Origin of the sequence: Psychrobacter sp. CLB018, from assembly GCF_041222815.1 — a bacterium.
Classification (GTDB): Bacteria; Pseudomonadota; Gammaproteobacteria; order Pseudomonadales; family Moraxellaceae; genus Psychrobacter; species Psychrobacter faecalis.
In genome coordinates, this window is the sequence record NZ_CP166085.1 from 282,646 (window position 1) to 298,372 (window position 15,727).

Here is a 15,727-nt window from a genome sequence, read left to right on the forward strand (position 1 = left end):
TATAAAAGCTTGGTATCTCTGCAAAGCTTTTGCAGTTTTATAAGGTGAACAAAAGCTAAAAATGGCTTACCTGAACAGAATATAAATTATCATAGCAACATTGTAGCAAAAAATGCTATCGTCATGACCTGATAGGCTAAAGCGCTTATTAGTGATGATAAGCGTTAATAAGCGCAGGCTTTAACCAGCATAACATATAGAATCTCACCACGATCGAAAGGTAATCAGTCACCCATGAGTATGTCGTTTGGATTGGCGACCACGCTAAATACCTCGCAAAAGCTAACCCCGCAAATGCAGCAAGCCATCAAATTGCTGCAGCTCTCTAGTCTTGAGCTTGCGCAGGAGGTACAGGCAAAGCTTGATAGCAATCCTTTGCTAGAGCGTGTGGAAGAGGATGAAGATGACTATGTTGATTGTGATGGTTACGACAGTCATAATGGCGAGCCGTTAACATTAGATAGTTGGAATCAAAATGCTAGCGTTGATTCGTTTGCTAAATCTACCCATTCTTCAGATGATGGTTTTGATTATGAAGACAATAGCAGTGATGCCAATATAAGTGATGAATACAGTGGCGATAGCCTAGATAAGTTGCAGCAAGCCAGTTTTGATGATGAAGCAATCGACAACCATACCGTAGAGGGCGACGATTATAGCGGTTCTGGCAGCGGTAATTATGCCTCTGCCGCGATAGGTTCAGAGAGTCTTTCATCTCATTCGGCTAACGGCAACAATGAAGACTTTGATAGCTATCAGGGCAGTACCAGCGCTACCATTCAAGACCATGTACGCTGGCAGCTGAACTTTAAGCGCCTCTCCGAAACAGATACACTTATCGCCGAATATCTCATGGATTCTATGGATGAAATGGGCTTTATACGCCTTGATATCGATGAGTTGTTACAAAGCTTTGATACCATTGCCAGCTTTTATCAATGGGACGAGCGCGTCGAGTACGATGAGGTCATGGCGGTACTGCGCATTATCCAATCGTGCGATCCGCTTGGCGTTGGCGCACGCAACCTCAATGAGTGCTTAGCGCTGCAATTGTCCAAGCTTGATACGAATACAAAGTATCTTAAAGAAGCCCAAGCGCTTCTCTCAGCCAGTGAGCATTTGGTCAGCAATAATATCAAAGCCTTGACTGAACTCACCGGCCTTGCGCCTGAACAAATTACTCCAGCGCTTAACCTGCTACGTACGTTAAATCCATCACCCGGCCTACTATTTCAAAGCAGTCAGCCCGATTATATGCAGCCGTCAGAAAGCTACGATATTCCTGATGTATTAGTCACGCCGATTCGCCGCCACAATAGCAATCACACCACTGATAACAAAAATGGAAACGACACGACTGCGCAAATAGATGGCTGGCAAGTGCGCCTCAATCCTGAAACCTTGCCTAAATTGCAGGTCAATCAAGAATATGCCAATTTGGTCAAACGTGGCGATGACAGTCCTGACAATCAATATCTGCGCGAAAATCTCACCGATGCGCGCCTGTTTATTCGCAGTATCGAAGAGCGCAATCAAAACCTTTTAAAAGTAGCAACCAGTATCGTACGCTACCAGCAAGAGTTTTTGCAACATGGCGCCACTGCCATGCAGCCCTTGATTTTAAAAGCGATTGCCGAAGAAGTTGATTTGCACGAATCGACTGTCTCGCGCCTGACTACGAGCAAAACCATTTTGACGCCCCAAGGGTTGTTTTCCCTGAAGCATTTCTTCTCATCTCACGTCAGTAGTAGTGACGGAGACATCTCCTCGACCGCCATCAGCGCCATGATTAAACAGCTTATCGCAGATGAAGACCCGAAAAAGCCATTATCTGATAGCCGCATAAAAGATTCTTTATTTGCAGAAGGCATTGATATCGCCAGACGAACGGTAGCCAAATATCGTGAAGCAATGAATATCGGATCATCCACTCAGCGCAAACAAAAATATTAAATGTTGTCATTCAACGACTTATAAATGTCATACCGCCAGAATTAAGCCAATTCAAACGTAAATAAAAAATAAAATTTTTTGATTATATAGAAACATTTATGAAACATCATTTTTTATTACATTTACTTACAATTTGATGGCTTGCTACTCTTTGGTTTTCATGACAAATTAGAGTCATACCAACAACGAAAACCAAGTATTGGTTTGGCCGATTTAGTTAATTTAACAAATGATAAAAATGTATTTTAATTTTTTATTTTAATAAAGGAGTAGAAGAATAAAGCAGTTAGCGAATAGAAAATGACAAGCCAAACTTTATGATAAGAAAGGTACTGGATGAATTATTGGTAAGGCAGCATGACAAAAGCTATAAAGCTAACTCACTGCTGATTGTACGTAATAATATAAGCAATAATAAAAGGACGATAATATGAATGTTTCTATCAGTGGTCACCATATCAGTGTTACCGAAGCCATGGACAACGCCGTTCGCGAAAAGCTTGTAAAAGTAGAACGTCATTTCGATCAGATTCAAAGTATTCAGGTAAAATTATCGCTAGATAATAGCGGCTCAAGTGAAGGTGGGAAAAAAACCCATAAAGCCGAAGCGATTATGCGAGTTGCAGGTCAAGAAATGTTCGTCCAAGCCTGCGAAGACGATATGTATAAAGCCATTAATGAGATGGCAGACAAGCTTGATAGACAAGTACGTAAATATAAAACCCGTCAGGATCGTAAGAAAACTCAAGGTCCAGGGCGCGATGAACGCTACGAAGAGCTGACAGTTGATGATGCAGCACCTGTCATGTAATGGGTTCGTCACTGCTCTAAGTAGTATTCACTACAGCAACCGATCTACATAGTAGCTGACTTTATTATTATGACTGTTTGATAAATATAGCCTATAAGATAATTATTATAATTGGCGTATTTACTAAGTAATCATATTGGAATGATAGCTCGTAAAGTTGCTTTATTTGTTAAGAGCACGACAAATAAAAAAGACCTCAACGTATCAACGTAAGAGGTCTTTTTTATTGCTTAATTTTTATCCATGAAAAAATTAGCGGGCTAATATTCGCTTAACCACCACCAACTGCTTGTACCACTTCTATATTCATACCTTCAACAATACGCATTTTATCAAGCTCACTTTTTGGAATAAGTTCACCATCGATTTCAACCGCATAGCGGCCTTTACTAAGTCCAAGCTCATTGACGACCATTTGGACGGTTTGATGCGTGGTCTGCAATTTTTTACCATTAACACTAATATTACTCATAATATGTGCTCCCTAAAAGCTAATAATCCTTTGTTACTCATCCATTGACCCATTTTGTTATTCAACTTAAGCAGTATGGCCTAAGCGAAATGTCGAGACAGCAAGCCATAGCCAACCGGCAATCATCAGCATACCACCGATAGGGGTAATCGCTCCAAGCCAGCGCGGTGCCCCAAGCGTCATGGCATATAAACTGCCCGCAAAAATAAGTGCGCCGATTTGTAGCAGCCATGCTGTGGTTTGGGTCGTATAATTAAGGCGAATAAGAATACCAACGAGCAATAATCCAAGCCCGTGTACAAACCAATATAGAGTTGCCGTCTGCCACCATTCAAGCTGCTGGATACTGACCGAATTTTTAAGCCCATGAGCGCCAAACGCGCCCAAGGCGACGGCGATAGCCATATTAATAGCGGCGATACTTATCCAATTTAGCATGGTAAAACTCGTGTTATAAATAGGATTGTTATCATAGGTAAGTTTTAACTAACAAACTAAAGCTTATTGGATATCATCGGGCAAAATAACGCTATCGATGGTCATGGCTTCACGGATTTTATCCATGGCGTTTTTTTCGATTTGGCGTACGCGCTCTGCTGAGATAGAGTAAACCGCTGCTAGCTCATGTAAGGTTGATTTCTGCTCAGAAAGCCAGCGCTGTTCAACGATATCGCGTGAACGGTCATCTAGCGTATCCATTGCTGCTAGCAGAGCCGATGAATTGTTCTCTTCCCAGTCATCCTCTTCAACCATTTCTGCAGGGTCGATACCATCTTCTAAAAACAGCTGCGGCGCGTAGCGACCATCGTCATCATCGCTCGATTGCGCTTCAAACGACGCATCATACGAGGTCAGGCGCGACTCCATTTCTAGCACTTGTTTACGTGTTACATTTAAATCGTTGGCAATGGCATCGGCTTCTTCGAGCGTTAATTGGTTGTTGGTCTTTTTCAGGCTGCGTAAGTTAAAGAATAATTTACGGTGCGCTTTAGTGGTCGCAACTTTGACAATACGCCAGTTACGAATGACGAATTCGTGAATCTCAGCCTTAATCCAATGCACGGCAAAGGATACCAAACGCACGCCTTTATTAGGATCAAAGCGTTTAACCGCTTTCATCAAGCCCAAGTTGCCTTCTTGGATTAAATCGGCTTGCGGCAGACCATAGCCTGAGTAGCTACGGGCAATATGAATCACAAAGCGTAAATGCGACATAACCAGCAGACGCGCCGCTTCAACATCGCCCTCATCATAATAGCGGTGAGCAAGTTCTTGCTCTTGAGTCGGTGTCAAAATCGGAATCTGATGCACGGTATTAATATAAGCACCTAGATTTACGCCAGGCGCCGATAAATGTGTTGGCATAGCAGGCACTAAGTCACGGGTACGTGTATCGCCAAGTGCGCTCGCATCGTAAGGCGGACGCGCCGCAGCGGCTTTCAAGGCCGCATCGCGTGCTTCGTTTTTTTCAGGTGCTGCGCTGTCTTTTTTACGGGTATTTGCAGCGTTATTAGAAGTATTAGCCATATTCTTGACCTTGGTTAAATAGATAAGCAATGAGTCAGATAAAAATCTTATAGTTATAATTGTAAAGGATAGCGCCGCTTAGTTGCTATCAGTTTTGGTAATGATGAAGTGATATATTGTATCAACAGCAGTACTGGTTTTTGTTCCTAGCATTTTGTCGCTACTTGCCGCTGTTGCTTGATTGATAAGCAATAATAAGGGATTTGCTGTGCCTGTTTGCTGGCTCTGCTGACAAAAAGCGCTGATATCAGCTTGTGAGTTTGGGTCCGTGGCAACGACATATAGCGATTCACCAACCGCTACTTCTCGTAGCGCCACTTTAGTTTTTAATAGCGGCATAGGGCAGGCAAGACCGCGCCCATCGACCATATTTTTAATTATGATTGGCTGTCTTTGCTCTGCGCTATCCGTCGAGTTAAGATTTTCTACTAAGTTAAGAGTATCTGCTGGTAATAAATCGAGCAGCTGCGTTATCGATTGTTGCTGCGCGTCAGATACGGTTTCGACAAAACAAATAGGATATGAGTCTCGTACAATGACAGATTGGTTATCAGTAGACATAAAATAAACCTTTAAAATATCAATGTTTGAGAAAGTATCACTTGTAGTCCATGGATAACAAGCGCTTACCACGACCTACTATTATAGCAAATTGCCACTACTCAATTGCAGTTGAATATAGTTATCATAATCATTGGTCAATCAGTATATCTAATAACAACCGGGCGATAGGATAAACTTTACATTTAATACTTCGCTTTATAACGCTTAAGTTTACACAAGCATGTTGCACAAGCGTGACGCGTGGCAGCGTTATTGGTAGCCAGATGCAGACGGCAATTGACCTTAACTAAACAAGCTCGTATAGTCAAAAAGACGTTAGGATTACTCGGATAGGATACGCACTTGTATTATTTTCATAGACCAGCATTGCTTAAAAAATCGCTGTTTAAAAGAACGCTAAAAACGTTAACAGGCGTTTTTGTACTAAAGGTGGGTATATCGGCTACCTTGCTGGCACTGGCCACTACTGCCAATAGTGCTGGCACGCAAGTCGCGCCATTTACTTACGGTTCCTGGCAGACGTCAAGTGCTGAAGAATTAGATTTACCCAATTTGCGCGGGCAGGGGCTAAGCTTTGCTGAGCAATATGAAAATAAACTGCTTGGGGAGTGGTCATTAAGAAACATCAATAGTCGCGCGAAGATGGAGCACGACCCTTGGATTTATGAAACCATAAAAGAGATGACGTGGCGGCTAAATGCGCAAGCTCGCCAGCAAGCGCCGCTAGGTTTGGTTATCATTGATAACCCTAGTATCAATGCTTTTGCAGCGCCCGGCGGGGTAATTGGGCTCAATACTGGAACGATACTGGCGGCAAGCAGCATGGATGAGCTTGCCAGCGTCGTTGCTCACGAGGTGGCTCATATTAGCCAGCACCATTATGAGAGCGGCGCGGATGAGCGCAAAAAAGCCTTGCTGATGCAAATAGGCGGCATGCTGGCAGCGATTGCAGCCTCAGCGGTCGATGGCGATGCGGCGGCGGCAGTCATGATGGGCAGCCAAACCGCTACCATGAATAGCAGCATGGCTTTTAGCCGTAGTAATGAGCGTGATGCCGACCGTGTGGGCATGCAAATCATGAACCAAGCGGGTTACGATCCACGCGCCATGCCGCGCTTTTTTGCAACCATGAATCAAAAAAGCCAATTGAACCAAACCGCCAATCAATTCCTGCCCAGTTTTGTGCGCTCGCATCCTTTGAGTAATGAGCGTTTAAGCGAATCGCAAAGCCGCGCCCAGCGTTATGATGCTCTGCCTTTATCCAAGCAGCAGCGCCATCAAGCGTTGTTTGATTTGCTCTATTGGCGCACGCAAAGCACCGGCGAGCATGTCTCTGAAACCGCGTTGACGACCGCCGCAAAAAATAGTGTTGGCGCAAAATTGGCGCTGATGTATTGGTATGGCGAGCAGCAGCGTTTTGGCGAGGCCAATGAGATATATACCGAGCTGTCAGCGCTACCCGCAGCCCAGCGGCAAGTATTGGAACCCTTATTGTCCATAACCCAAAGTCAAATTCTCACTGAGCAAAATAAATGGCAACAAGCGGCGGAACTGCTTGAGAGTCAGCAGCGCTTATATCCTGAACGCCGCGACTTGCGTCTTTATTTAGCGGAAGCGCTGACCAATAGCAATCAGCCAGCCAAGGCGCAAGCACTGCTTAAGCCCTTGACCGAGCAGCAGCCAAGTGACCGCTATGCATGGCAAAGCTTGCAACTGGCCAATGAAAAAATCGCCAAAACTACCGAGTCGCCGCAACTGGCAAAAATCGCCACCATCAATGCGCTGCGTTATCGCAGTCATGACCAGCTGTGGAGCGGACATTATGAGCGCGCGCTGACTTCCTTAACGCAAGCCAAGCAATTGACCGAGCAAATGCAAAAAACCGCGCAAGCGAGCAGCGCCCGACCGTTACTTGCCAGTATTAATGCGGAAATCAAAGCGGTAAAAACCGCCAAAGACTTTAAGCCTTAGGCGGTTGTTTGCTAGCTTGGGTCGATACGCAGATTAAGAATATATAACTTTTTTTAACTTCACTTAACCTTGCAGAGCATCTTTTACCAATTTAGAGATTAATGCAGGGTCAGCACGGCCTGCGGTTTTATTCTTTAACACCCCCATCACGCTGCCCATATCGCGCATTGAGGTGGCGCCTTGCTCTTTGATTTCGGCATTGACCAAAGCGGCAAGCTCGGCATCATCCATTTGTTTTGGCATAAACTCATTAATAATATCAATCTCGAACTGCTCTTTACTGGCCAAATCATCGCGGCCATTTTCGGTAAAGATAGACAAGGACTCATGACGCTGTTTGAGCTGCTTTTGTAGCACTTCTAACACTTGCGCATCATCAAGCTCGGTTTGGCGATCAATCTCAATCTGCTTGACCACAGATTGGACGTTGCGCAACACTTTGACGCGTTCAAGCTCGCGCGCTTTCATAGAGGTTTTGATGGTGTCAGATAATGTCTGTTTAAGTTGGCTCATTGTTATTATTCCTTATAAGTATGGGTAAAATAGTTTTTGGTAAGTGTTAAATAAAAATATGCTGAGCATTTATCAGCAGCAATAACAAAAATTGTAGCATAAAAAACGCCACTGTTATTCATCGATAACAGTGGCGTTAGTGTAGCGCTGGTAGGTAGCTAATCGTATTGGTGATTAGTACATACGAGTGGTACGAATAGTTTCGCGTTGTAATTTTTTCTTATAACGCTTTACAGCAGCGGCTTTTTTGCGCTTGCGTACTTGCGTTGGTTTTTCATAAAATTCACGCTTACGTACGTCTGATAGAACGCCGGCTTTTTCACAAGCACGTTTGAAACGACGGATAGCGATGTCAACTGGTTCGTTTTCTTTAACCTTAACTGCAGGCATGAAATCTCCTTGATTAGGATGAGATATAAGGGCATTAGTTTGGCTGTGTATTAGTATTTAGCCGTAATATCTCAAGATTATCGGCATCAGCTCAAACTAGGATAGTCTTGCGCACTAGCACAAGGGCGCTTATTTTAATCAAAAACTGCAGTAAAGTCAAAGGCTTTAGCGTATTTATGTAAGATAAGGGCTTAAATAGAGGTCAAATAATAGACAATAAAATTTAATTACACCGTACAAATATAATAAGATTTAACTGAAGGCGTGAGTATTAATATTTTTAATAATCTTTTAACAAATAATCAATAAATTGTGGACAAAACAGCTGTTTAGCAATAACGGCTTATATGGAGTCTATGGTATCCTATCCTATCCTATACTCAGTCTGTCGCTCATATTTAAGCTGCTTTAAATTTCAAGATTTAGCTATTGAAACTAGACGCTTAAAAATATGCCGAGATAGACGTTACAAGGCTTTTATAGCTATTATTTTGAGGATTTTTGAATGAAAAATGGCATGAAGAAAACAACGATTGGTACTGCATTGTGGGCGACATTGTTTCTGACGATGGGCGTCAGTCTAAGTGCTTGTAGCACTGACAAGGAAGAAGCGAGCACTGAATCAGGTGAAGTCTTAGCAAAAGATAAAGTCGATGAAGCTTCAGAACTTGCACGTGCAAACGCACCTGAAGCAGAAGATATGGACTTCCCAGAAACAGCGCCGATGCCTGCTGCTGACACGGCAGAAGGGACAGAAGAGGGTGCTACGGGTACTGACACTGCAGTAGCAGAAGATGGCGCAGCGACAGATGCGGCAGGAGATATGGCTACTACAAGTACTGATACAGAAGCGGCTACTACTGATAGTGCCATGGCGACAAATACCGATGCGGCCGCTACGACTACTGATACGACTGAGCCTGCAACGAACTAATAGTATTGGTGGTGTTCTAAAAAGTATGCTGGCTATAAAAGTCAATAAAAAATCTATGCTAAGTTTACTGATTCTATAGGGCTTTCAAGGCTTTAAAAATTGTTCAAATTTTAATCAGCATACTTTTTGACACACCACCATAGTATTTAGTAGCTATGAGTAATTAAGTAAGTAAGCCGCATGCTCATTTCATAATAGCGATTCATCATTGCCAGCGATGACTATTAATATGCCAGCTACGATATTTAAGTTTATATTAACAAACTATAGATGAAGGATTAACTATGACTATGCAGCAAAATACAATGAAGAAAAAATCCGTTGCTAAAATGAAGAAAAAATCCGTTGCTAAATTGGCGCTCACAAGCCTAAGCTTAAGTGCACTTTTGGCATTGAGCGCTTGTAGTGGCGGCGACAATACAGCGGCTGAAGAGCCAGCTACTACCAATGAAACTGAAACGGTGGCTATAGAACCTGAAGCGCCTGTAACAGAAACCGAAGTGGTCACCCCTGAGCCTGCGGTTGAAGCAGAGCCTACGGAAGTACCTGTCGTAGAGGCTGAACCTGAAGCTGCTGCTGAACCAGAAGTGTTGGCGGCCGATGCTGGTGCTCAGCTGTACGAAAAGCAGTGTAAAGTTTGCCATGAGAATGGTTTGCTTGACGCACCGAAATTTGGTGATAAAGAAGCTTGGGCACCGCACCTTGCCAAAGACATAGAAACGTTACACATGCATTCTGCTAAAGGCTTTAATAAAATGCCTGCGCAAGCGGTTGGAGACGTCACTGAAGCACAAGTTCATGCCGCAGTTGATTATATGGTTGCTGCCGCTCGCTAATATTACGTATTGAAATTTGCTAGAATGACCGCCATTGTAAGCTAACAGTGGCGGTTTTTTATTAATGCTACAAAGCAAATATAAAGGCACATAGATGAAAGTATTGGGTTTAGAGACCTCCTGTGATGAAACAGGTCTGGCGATTTTTGATAGCGAGCAGATAGATAGCAATAATAAAGGCTTGCTTGGGCAAGTGCTGTATTCACAGATAGAGCTGCATGCACTTTATGGCGGAGTAGTGCCTGAGCTTGCCAGCCGCGACCATATTCGTAAGCTGGTACCGTTATTCAACGAATTGCTAGAGCAGTGCGATATCACTAAAAATGAGATTGATGCGATTGCTTATACCAAAGGGCCGGGACTTATAGGGGCGCTGATGACGGGCGCATTATTTGGACGTAGCTTGGCTTATGGCTTGGATGTGCCAGCGATTGGCGTTCACCATATGGAAGGACACCTGTTAGCGCCTTTGATGGGAGCGAATCCGCCAGCGTTTCCATTTGTCTCCTTACTGGTTTCTGGTGGTCATACTTTGCTGATTGCCGCATATGGTATCGGGCAATATGAAATCCTTGGTGAGTCTATCGATGACGCGGCGGGTGAATGTTTTGATAAAGCGGCTAAAATGCTTGGTCTGCCATACCCTGGTGGACCAAATATTGCTAAATTGGCAGAAAATGGCAAACAAAATGCCTATGACTTACCGCGCCCGATGCTACATCGCGGTTTAGATTTTTCCTTCAGCGGTATGAAAACGGCGGTGCATAATCTTATCAAGGACACTGATGGCTCCGACAGCGATCCAAAAGTGCGCGCCGATATTGCGGCAAGCTTTCAACATGCAGTAGTTGATACCTTGGTGAAAAAATGCGTCAAGGCACTGAAACAAGTCGAGATGAGCCGCTTGGTGATAGCTGGCGGCGTCAGTGCCAATAGCCATTTGCGTGAGACATTAGAGCGCGAGCTTGCTAAAATCAATGCTAGCGTTCATTATGCGCCGCCAGCCTTATGTACCGATAATGGGGCGATGATTGCTTATGCCGGTTACGAGCGCCTGCAAGCCGATCAGGCAGATGATTTGGCTGTTAGCTGCGTCCCGCGTTGGCCGATGACCGAGCTGCCTGCGCTATTATAAATGCTATCTTATACTTAACCTATTAAACTTTATCTTACTCAAGGATAGCTTATGCAATGGCTTGCAATTGGATTAGGTGCTGCCATTGGTGCTTGCCTGCGCGGCTGGTTGGCGCGTTTTAATCCGCTGCATAGCTGGATACCGCTCGGTACGCTTGGCGCCAATGTCTTAGGTGGACTTTTAATAGGATTAGCATTAGTTTGGTTTGAGCGTATTGGTAGCGGCTTGTCTCCCAATGTCAGGTTGTTTGTCATAACTGGTTTTTTGGGTGGACTGACGACTTTTAGTACCTTTAGTGCTGAAGTATTTACTTTTATTAATGAAGGGCGCTTGCTGGCAGGTTTGAGCTTAGTGTGGTTACATGTGGGACTGACATTACTGGCAACGGCAATTGGGTTTTATTTCTTTAAATTGGTTTTGTAATAATAAAAATGTCGCAATAAAAAAGAGCCATATTAATTTTTAATACGGCTCTTTTTTAAACAACTTTTTAAAAAAAGCACTAGCTATACCGGTTTTACAATCCCTTCTAATAGACTGGCGAACCCTTGCATATAAGCCATATCTTGGCTTGCGGTGCGCGTCGCTGCATAGAGCTGACAGTAGACGCCACTGCCTAATGGGCGTGAAACTACCCAACCTTTTTTCTCATACTCGCTTACCACCCAATCAGGCAGTGCCGCCACCCCGCGCTCGCTAGCAACCAATTGAATTAGCATCGCCGTGAGCTCGGTGGTACGAATCGCTTTAAAACTGACCTCTTCTGGGGTCATAAAATTGGCAATGATATCGAGGCGCTTAGCTTCTACCGGATAGGCAATCAAGGTTTCAGCAACCAAGTCTTGGGCATGAATAAATGGTTGCTCAGCCAAGTCGTGAGTCGGCGACAGCACCAAACGGCTCTCGTATTCAAACAAAGGCTGATAACTGATGCCCTCTATAGGTAAATTACTGGTGGTAATCAATAAATCGATATCACCTTCTTGCAGTAAATGATGTGGCTCAGGCTCAAAACCAGTGGCAAAATCCAGCTCAACATCTGACCATTCGCGACGATAGTGATTGAGAATCGGCATCAACCAATCGAAGCAGCTGTGACATTCAGACGCAAGGCGCAATCTGCCTGCCTGCCCATGTGCCAAGCGCTTTAAGTTGGCTTTGGTGCGCGTGACCTGCGGCAGGATGCTATCAGCCAGCGCCAATACTGTTTTGCCCGCTGGGGTAAAGGTCAGCGGACGCGTGCGCCGATTGACCAAGCTAATATCGTAGTAATTTTCCAATTCTTTTAACTGATGGGAGACCGCAGAGGCAGTGACATGCAGCTCATCGGCAGCAGCGGCCAATGAGCCATGGGCTCGCAGCGCAGTTAGTGTATTAAGATGACGGAGCTCTAGCATAAAATAACCTAACCACTGACGTTAAAGAAATAGGAAAATAGGTGTTTAGAATCTTGAAAAATCATAGGCGCTTTTTGCCTAAAATTACATTGCCATTATTTTACCGTAAAAATTAAAACTAGCGCCGACGCAGCAGCAATTGCGAGATAACCACCAAAACTAATGAAGCGACCAATAAAATGGTCCCAATAGCATTGACCTCAGGTTTAAGTCCCACGCGCACCATAGAATAAATACGGAGCGGTAAAATCTCATAGCTAGGGCCGGTCACAAAGGTCGATACCACCACATCATCAAGCGATAAGGTAAAGGCAAGTAACCAGCCAGCCATCACCGCAGGAAAAATTACTGGAATCAACACCGTACGTACCATTGTTGATTCGCTAGCACCCAAATCTCGCGCTGCTTCCATCAAGCGCTCATCCAAACTACTTAAGCGCGCAAACACAGTGATAACGACAAACGGTAGGCAGAAAGTAATGTGCGCTAGTAATAGCGAGACAAAGCCAAGCTGCAATCCGATTAATAAAAACAGGGTCAATAGCGATATTGCTAGGACAATTTCAGGTGACATCATCAGCACAAATAACAGGCCATTGAGCAGCCCTTTACCGCGAAAGTCATAGCGATGCAGCGCAAGCGCCGTTAATGTACCGATAACGGTCGAAACCGTAGCCGCAACCAAGCCTAAAACAATAGAGTGCCAAAAGGCATCAAGCATCGCCTGATTATTCAGTAGCGACTCGTACCACTTTAAACTAAAGCCGCCCCAGTTATAACCAATTTTTGATTTATTAAATGACATTACCACCAAAACGATGATAGGCAGATATAATAAAATATAAATCAGACTGAGATAGCCTTTGGCGGCAATATTACCTAATTTGATAGAGCGTTTATTTTTAATTGGAGTACTATTCAGTGAACTATCAGACATTAGGCCACCTCGTTAAAATCAGTCTTGCCAATACGGCGGCTACTGGCACGATAAGCGAGTAATAATACCGCCATCGCAAGGGTCAATAGCACACTGGCGGCGGCACCAAATGGCCAATCACGCGCATCCAAAAACTGGTTTTTGATAATATTACCGACCAATAAGTTACGTGAGCCGCCCAAGATATCGGCGACATAAAACATCCCCATCGCTGGTAGTAGTACCAACAGCACCCCGGAGATAATCCCCGGTGTGGTTAAGGGTAATACCACGTGCCAAAAGGTTTGGCGCTTTGAAGCACCCAAATCTTGCGAGGCGAGCAGCATATCATCGCGCAAATCACTGAATACCGCATACAGCGGCAGCACCATAAACGGAAATAACAAATAGGTTAAACCGGCAATGACCGCGCCTTGGGTATATAAAATATCTATGGGCGCATCGATAATACCGATGGCTAATAAGGATTTATTAATCAAACCATTGCTGGCAAATAATAGTTTTAGCGCATAGGTGCGCACCAAAGAGTTGGTCCAAAATGGCAATATCAGCATGAGCATTAACAGTGGCTGCCAGCGTTTATCTACTCGAGAAACAAACCAAGCAAACGGGTAGCCAAGTAATAAGCAAATGACTGTGGTGATACCCGCCATCCATAATGAATGCACAAAAACGTCAAAATATAGCGGGTCAATCATGCGCACGTAGCTGTCGAGAGTGACCGGTAAACTAATAAAAGCGGTGCTATCACGGGTCAAAAAGCTGACGGCAATCACCAGTATATTTGGCAATAGCGCAAAGATGAGCAGCCAACCCCAAATTAGCCATAGCGTTGCGGTACGAAAAGGGCTTTTATTGCTCAAGTTTTTATGACTTGATTTTTTATTACCTACGTTAGGACGCGCCATTAGCTGATATCCTTTTGGGCAGCTAATTTACTAGGGCTATTGTTTATCCCGTTATCAATGCCGCTAGCAAGCGTATCTTCTTCTGGCAACACCCATTCCCAGCCATCGACCCACGATACTTTAACGCCTTCGTTAAGCTTATAATCAAAACTTGGGTCGTCTTCATCAAAGAACTCCGAGGCTTTAATAATATGGCCGTTGGTTAGCTCAATAATCGAGTCTAAGGTACTGCCTTTATAATTACTTTCAATCACCCGCCCCAGTAAGCCGCCATGTTCTTTATCATTGGGGTCATAAATGCGTAAATCTTCAGGGCGCAATAGTAAGTTAACGATATCACCAACTTGCACGTCATTGGCAAAGTCAGGGCGGCGCAGATTGCGTAAGGTCGTCGGCCCCTCTTGCGCTTGTGCTTCGCAGACCTCGACCTCAATACGGCCATTGGTCACGCGCCCATCACGATCGGGCTGCTCAGGGTAAACGCCTTTGACTTCCGCTTTAAACAAGTTGGTTTCACCGATAAATTTGGCGGTAAATAGATTGGCAGGGGTTTCATAAATCTCAATCGGCGTGCCAATTTGCTGAAATCTACCGTCTTTCATCACCGCAATGCGGTCCGACATCGACAGCGCTTCTTCTTGATCATGAGTGACAAAGACAAAGGTAATGCCAAGCTCGCGCTGCAGACGTTTAAGCTCAGATTGCATTTGCAAACGCAGCTTATGATCGAGCGCCGATAATGGCTCGTCGAGCAATAATAGCTTAGGACGATTAATCACCGCGCGCGCAATCGCTACGCGCTGCTGCTGACCTCCGGATAAATCTTGCGGTCTGCGATTGGCCAAATGCTCAAGCTGTACCATCGCCAGCATCTCACGTACCCGCGTTTGTATCTCATCTTTTGGCACTTTTTTGAGTTTAAGCCCATAAGCGACGTTTTGCGCCACCGTCATATGTGGAAATAACGCATATTGCTGAAACACAGTATTGACCGGACGCTTATCCGCTGGCAAGCCTGCCATTTGTATGCCATCAAGATAAATCGCCCCTGCATTTGGCTGCTCAAAACCCGCAATTAAGCGCAGCAAAGTCGTCTTACCGCAGCCTGATGGCCCAAGCAAGGTGATAAATTCGCCATGTTCAATATCAAGGTTAATATCCTTTAACACTTCGGTTTGATCATAAATTTTTTGGAGACCAGTCAGTTGCAGCAGCGCCTTGTCACTATTAGGCGACAAAGGCGTGGTTTGCAGGTTTACATTCGTTTCGGTCATAAGGTTGATTCCTAAAACACCAAATGCGCAGCAGCACTAAAATAGTAGATACTGGCAGCAATTTGCATGTTGTTAAGTCTGGCGATAAGCGTTGGCTATATATAA

General features: G+C 44.4%; 17 protein-coding genes. 7 read left to right on the forward strand and 10 right to left on the reverse strand.

From position 1 onward, the window contains the following. The first annotated feature begins 234 nt into the window (after positions 1–234). Positions 235–1,953, forward strand: coding sequence for an RNA polymerase sigma-54 factor (locus AB8P72_RS01260; RefSeq protein WP_068406282.1), 1,719 nt, complete (start codon positions 235–237; stop codon positions 1,951–1,953). A 430-nt stretch (positions 1,954–2,383) separates the two neighbouring features. Further along, positions 2,384–2,764, forward strand: a complete 381-nt coding sequence (gene hpf, locus AB8P72_RS01265) for a ribosome hibernation-promoting factor, HPF/YfiA family (protein ID WP_068406286.1) — start codon at positions 2,384–2,386, stop codon at positions 2,762–2,764. 271 nt (positions 2,765–3,035) lie between these two features. Here the strand turns inward: hpf and thiS are convergent, their stop codons facing one another. The 4 genes from thiS to AB8P72_RS01285 all read right to left on the reverse strand — a co-directional run bounded on the left by thiS (position 3,036) and on the right by AB8P72_RS01285 (position 5,324). Then, a complete protein-coding gene (thiS, locus tag AB8P72_RS01270) occupies positions 3,036–3,236 on the reverse strand; it encodes a sulfur carrier protein ThiS (RefSeq protein ID WP_102077024.1) in 201 nt (66 codons plus the stop codon). A 66-nt stretch (positions 3,237–3,302) separates the two neighbouring features. Further along, positions 3,303–3,674 carry a DUF423 domain-containing protein gene (locus AB8P72_RS01275; protein ID WP_068406292.1) on the reverse strand — a complete coding sequence of 124 codons (372 nt, stop codon included), beginning with the start codon at positions 3,672–3,674 and terminating at the stop codon, positions 3,303–3,305. A 63-nt stretch (positions 3,675–3,737) separates the two neighbouring features. Next, a complete protein-coding gene (gene rpoH, locus AB8P72_RS01280) occupies positions 3,738–4,601 on the reverse strand; it encodes an RNA polymerase sigma factor RpoH (RefSeq protein WP_197488882.1) in 864 nt (287 codons plus the stop codon). Positions 4,602–4,841: 240 nt separating this feature from the next. Then, on the reverse strand, positions 4,842–5,324 hold the full coding sequence (locus tag AB8P72_RS01285) for a sulfurtransferase TusA family protein (RefSeq protein ID WP_068406298.1): 483 nt from the start codon (positions 5,322–5,324) through the stop codon (positions 4,842–4,844). A gap of 432 nt (positions 5,325–5,756) precedes the next feature. Here AB8P72_RS01285 and AB8P72_RS01290 point away from each other — a divergent pair, with 432 nt between their 5' ends. Beyond that, on the forward strand, positions 5,757–7,298 hold the full coding sequence (locus AB8P72_RS01290; protein WP_227514957.1) for a M48 family metallopeptidase: 1,542 nt from the start codon (positions 5,757–5,759) through the stop codon (positions 7,296–7,298). 63 nt (positions 7,299–7,361) lie between these two features. Here the strand turns inward: AB8P72_RS01290 and AB8P72_RS01295 are convergent, their stop codons facing one another. Together AB8P72_RS01295 and rpsU are read right to left on the reverse strand one after the other, a co-directional pair. Continuing rightward, positions 7,362–7,811, reverse strand: coding sequence for a GatB/YqeY domain-containing protein (locus AB8P72_RS01295; RefSeq protein WP_068406303.1), 450 nt, complete (start codon positions 7,809–7,811; stop codon positions 7,362–7,364). A gap of 174 nt (positions 7,812–7,985) precedes the next feature. Next, a complete protein-coding gene (rpsU, locus tag AB8P72_RS01300) occupies positions 7,986–8,201 on the reverse strand; it encodes a 30S ribosomal protein S21 (RefSeq protein ID WP_010195908.1) in 216 nt (71 codons plus the stop codon). 505 nt (positions 8,202–8,706) lie between these two features. Between rpsU and AB8P72_RS01305 the strand changes: the two genes are divergently transcribed. From AB8P72_RS01305 to crcB, 4 genes are all read left to right on the forward strand, one after another. Then, complete coding sequence (locus AB8P72_RS01305) at positions 8,707–9,135, forward strand: hypothetical protein (RefSeq protein ID WP_226928764.1); 429 nt, start codon at positions 8,707–8,709, stop codon at positions 9,133–9,135. Positions 9,136–9,419: 284 nt separating this feature from the next. Then, a complete protein-coding gene (locus AB8P72_RS01310) occupies positions 9,420–9,971 on the forward strand; it encodes a cytochrome c5 family protein (protein ID WP_193030054.1) in 552 nt (183 codons plus the stop codon). 94 nt (positions 9,972–10,065) lie between these two features. Further along, positions 10,066–11,106, forward strand: coding sequence for a tRNA (adenosine(37)-N6)-threonylcarbamoyltransferase complex transferase subunit TsaD (tsaD, locus tag AB8P72_RS01315; protein ID WP_369957928.1), 1,041 nt, complete (start codon positions 10,066–10,068; stop codon positions 11,104–11,106). Positions 11,107–11,157: 51 nt separating this feature from the next. Next, positions 11,158–11,529, forward strand: a complete 372-nt coding sequence (gene crcB, locus AB8P72_RS01320; protein WP_068406312.1) for a fluoride efflux transporter CrcB — start codon at positions 11,158–11,160, stop codon at positions 11,527–11,529. 83 nt (positions 11,530–11,612) lie between these two features. Here the strand turns inward: crcB and AB8P72_RS01325 are convergent, their stop codons facing one another. The 4 genes from AB8P72_RS01325 to potA form a co-directional block, all read right to left on the reverse strand. Further along, positions 11,613–12,503, reverse strand: a complete 891-nt coding sequence (locus AB8P72_RS01325) for a LysR family transcriptional regulator (protein WP_068406314.1) — start codon at positions 12,501–12,503, stop codon at positions 11,613–11,615. A 118-nt stretch (positions 12,504–12,621) separates the two neighbouring features. Further along, positions 12,622–13,440: a spermidine/putrescine ABC transporter permease PotC gene (gene potC, locus AB8P72_RS01330; protein ID WP_082894333.1), complete on the reverse strand. Its 819-nt coding sequence runs from the start codon at positions 13,438–13,440 to the stop codon at positions 12,622–12,624. Continuing rightward, positions 13,440–14,348 carry a spermidine/putrescine ABC transporter permease PotB gene (gene potB / locus AB8P72_RS01335; protein WP_068406315.1) on the reverse strand — a complete coding sequence of 303 codons (909 nt, stop codon included), beginning with the start codon at positions 14,346–14,348 and terminating at the stop codon, positions 13,440–13,442. Before potB ends, potC begins: the two co-directional genes overlap by 1 nt. Continuing rightward, positions 14,348–15,622 (reverse strand): spermidine/putrescine ABC transporter ATP-binding protein PotA, encoded by a 1,275-nt coding sequence (gene potA, locus AB8P72_RS01340; RefSeq protein ID WP_082894334.1) that lies wholly within the window; start codon positions 15,620–15,622, stop codon positions 14,348–14,350. Before potA ends, potB begins: the two co-directional genes overlap by 1 nt. Positions 15,623–15,727 lie beyond the last annotated feature (105 nt).

Bases quoted from the DNA above. Each gene is read 5' to 3' on its own strand.
- AB8P72_RS01260 (WP_068406282.1), top strand. From the start codon at position 235: ATGAGTATGTCGTTTGGATTGGCGACCACGCTAAATACCTCGCAAAAG.
- hpf (WP_068406286.1), top strand. From the start codon at position 2,384: ATGAATGTTTCTATCAGTGGTCACCATATCAGTGTTACCGAAGCCATG.
- thiS (WP_102077024.1), bottom strand. From the start codon at position 3,236: ATGAGTAATATTAGTGTTAATGGTAAAAAATTGCAGACCACGCATCAA.
- AB8P72_RS01275 (WP_068406292.1), bottom strand. From the start codon at position 3,674: ATGCTAAATTGGATAAGTATCGCCGCTATTAATATGGCTATCGCCGTC.
- rpoH (WP_197488882.1), bottom strand. From the start codon at position 4,601: ATGCCAACACATTTATCGGCGCCTGGCGTAAATCTAGGTGCTTATATT.
- AB8P72_RS01285 (WP_068406298.1), bottom strand. From the start codon at position 5,324: ATGTCTACTGATAACCAATCTGTCATTGTACGAGACTCATATCCTATT.
- AB8P72_RS01295 (WP_068406303.1), bottom strand. From the start codon at position 7,811: ATGAGCCAACTTAAACAGACATTATCTGACACCATCAAAACCTCTATG.
- rpsU (WP_010195908.1), bottom strand. From the start codon at position 8,201: ATGCCTGCAGTTAAGGTTAAAGAAAACGAACCAGTTGACATCGCTATC.
- AB8P72_RS01305 (WP_226928764.1), top strand. From the start codon at position 8,707: ATGAAAAATGGCATGAAGAAAACAACGATTGGTACTGCATTGTGGGCG.
- AB8P72_RS01310 (WP_193030054.1), top strand. From the start codon at position 9,420: ATGACTATGCAGCAAAATACAATGAAGAAAAAATCCGTTGCTAAAATG.
- tsaD (WP_369957928.1), top strand. From the start codon at position 10,066: ATGAAAGTATTGGGTTTAGAGACCTCCTGTGATGAAACAGGTCTGGCG.
- crcB (WP_068406312.1), top strand. From the start codon at position 11,158: ATGCAATGGCTTGCAATTGGATTAGGTGCTGCCATTGGTGCTTGCCTG.
- AB8P72_RS01325 (WP_068406314.1), bottom strand. From the start codon at position 12,503: ATGCTAGAGCTCCGTCATCTTAATACACTAACTGCGCTGCGAGCCCAT.
- potC (WP_082894333.1), bottom strand. From the start codon at position 13,440: ATGTCTGATAGTTCACTGAATAGTACTCCAATTAAAAATAAACGCTCT.
- potB (WP_068406315.1), bottom strand. From the start codon at position 14,348: ATGGCGCGTCCTAACGTAGGTAATAAAAAATCAAGTCATAAAAACTTG.
- potA (WP_082894334.1), bottom strand. From the start codon at position 15,622: ATGACCGAAACGAATGTAAACCTGCAAACCACGCCTTTGTCGCCTAAT.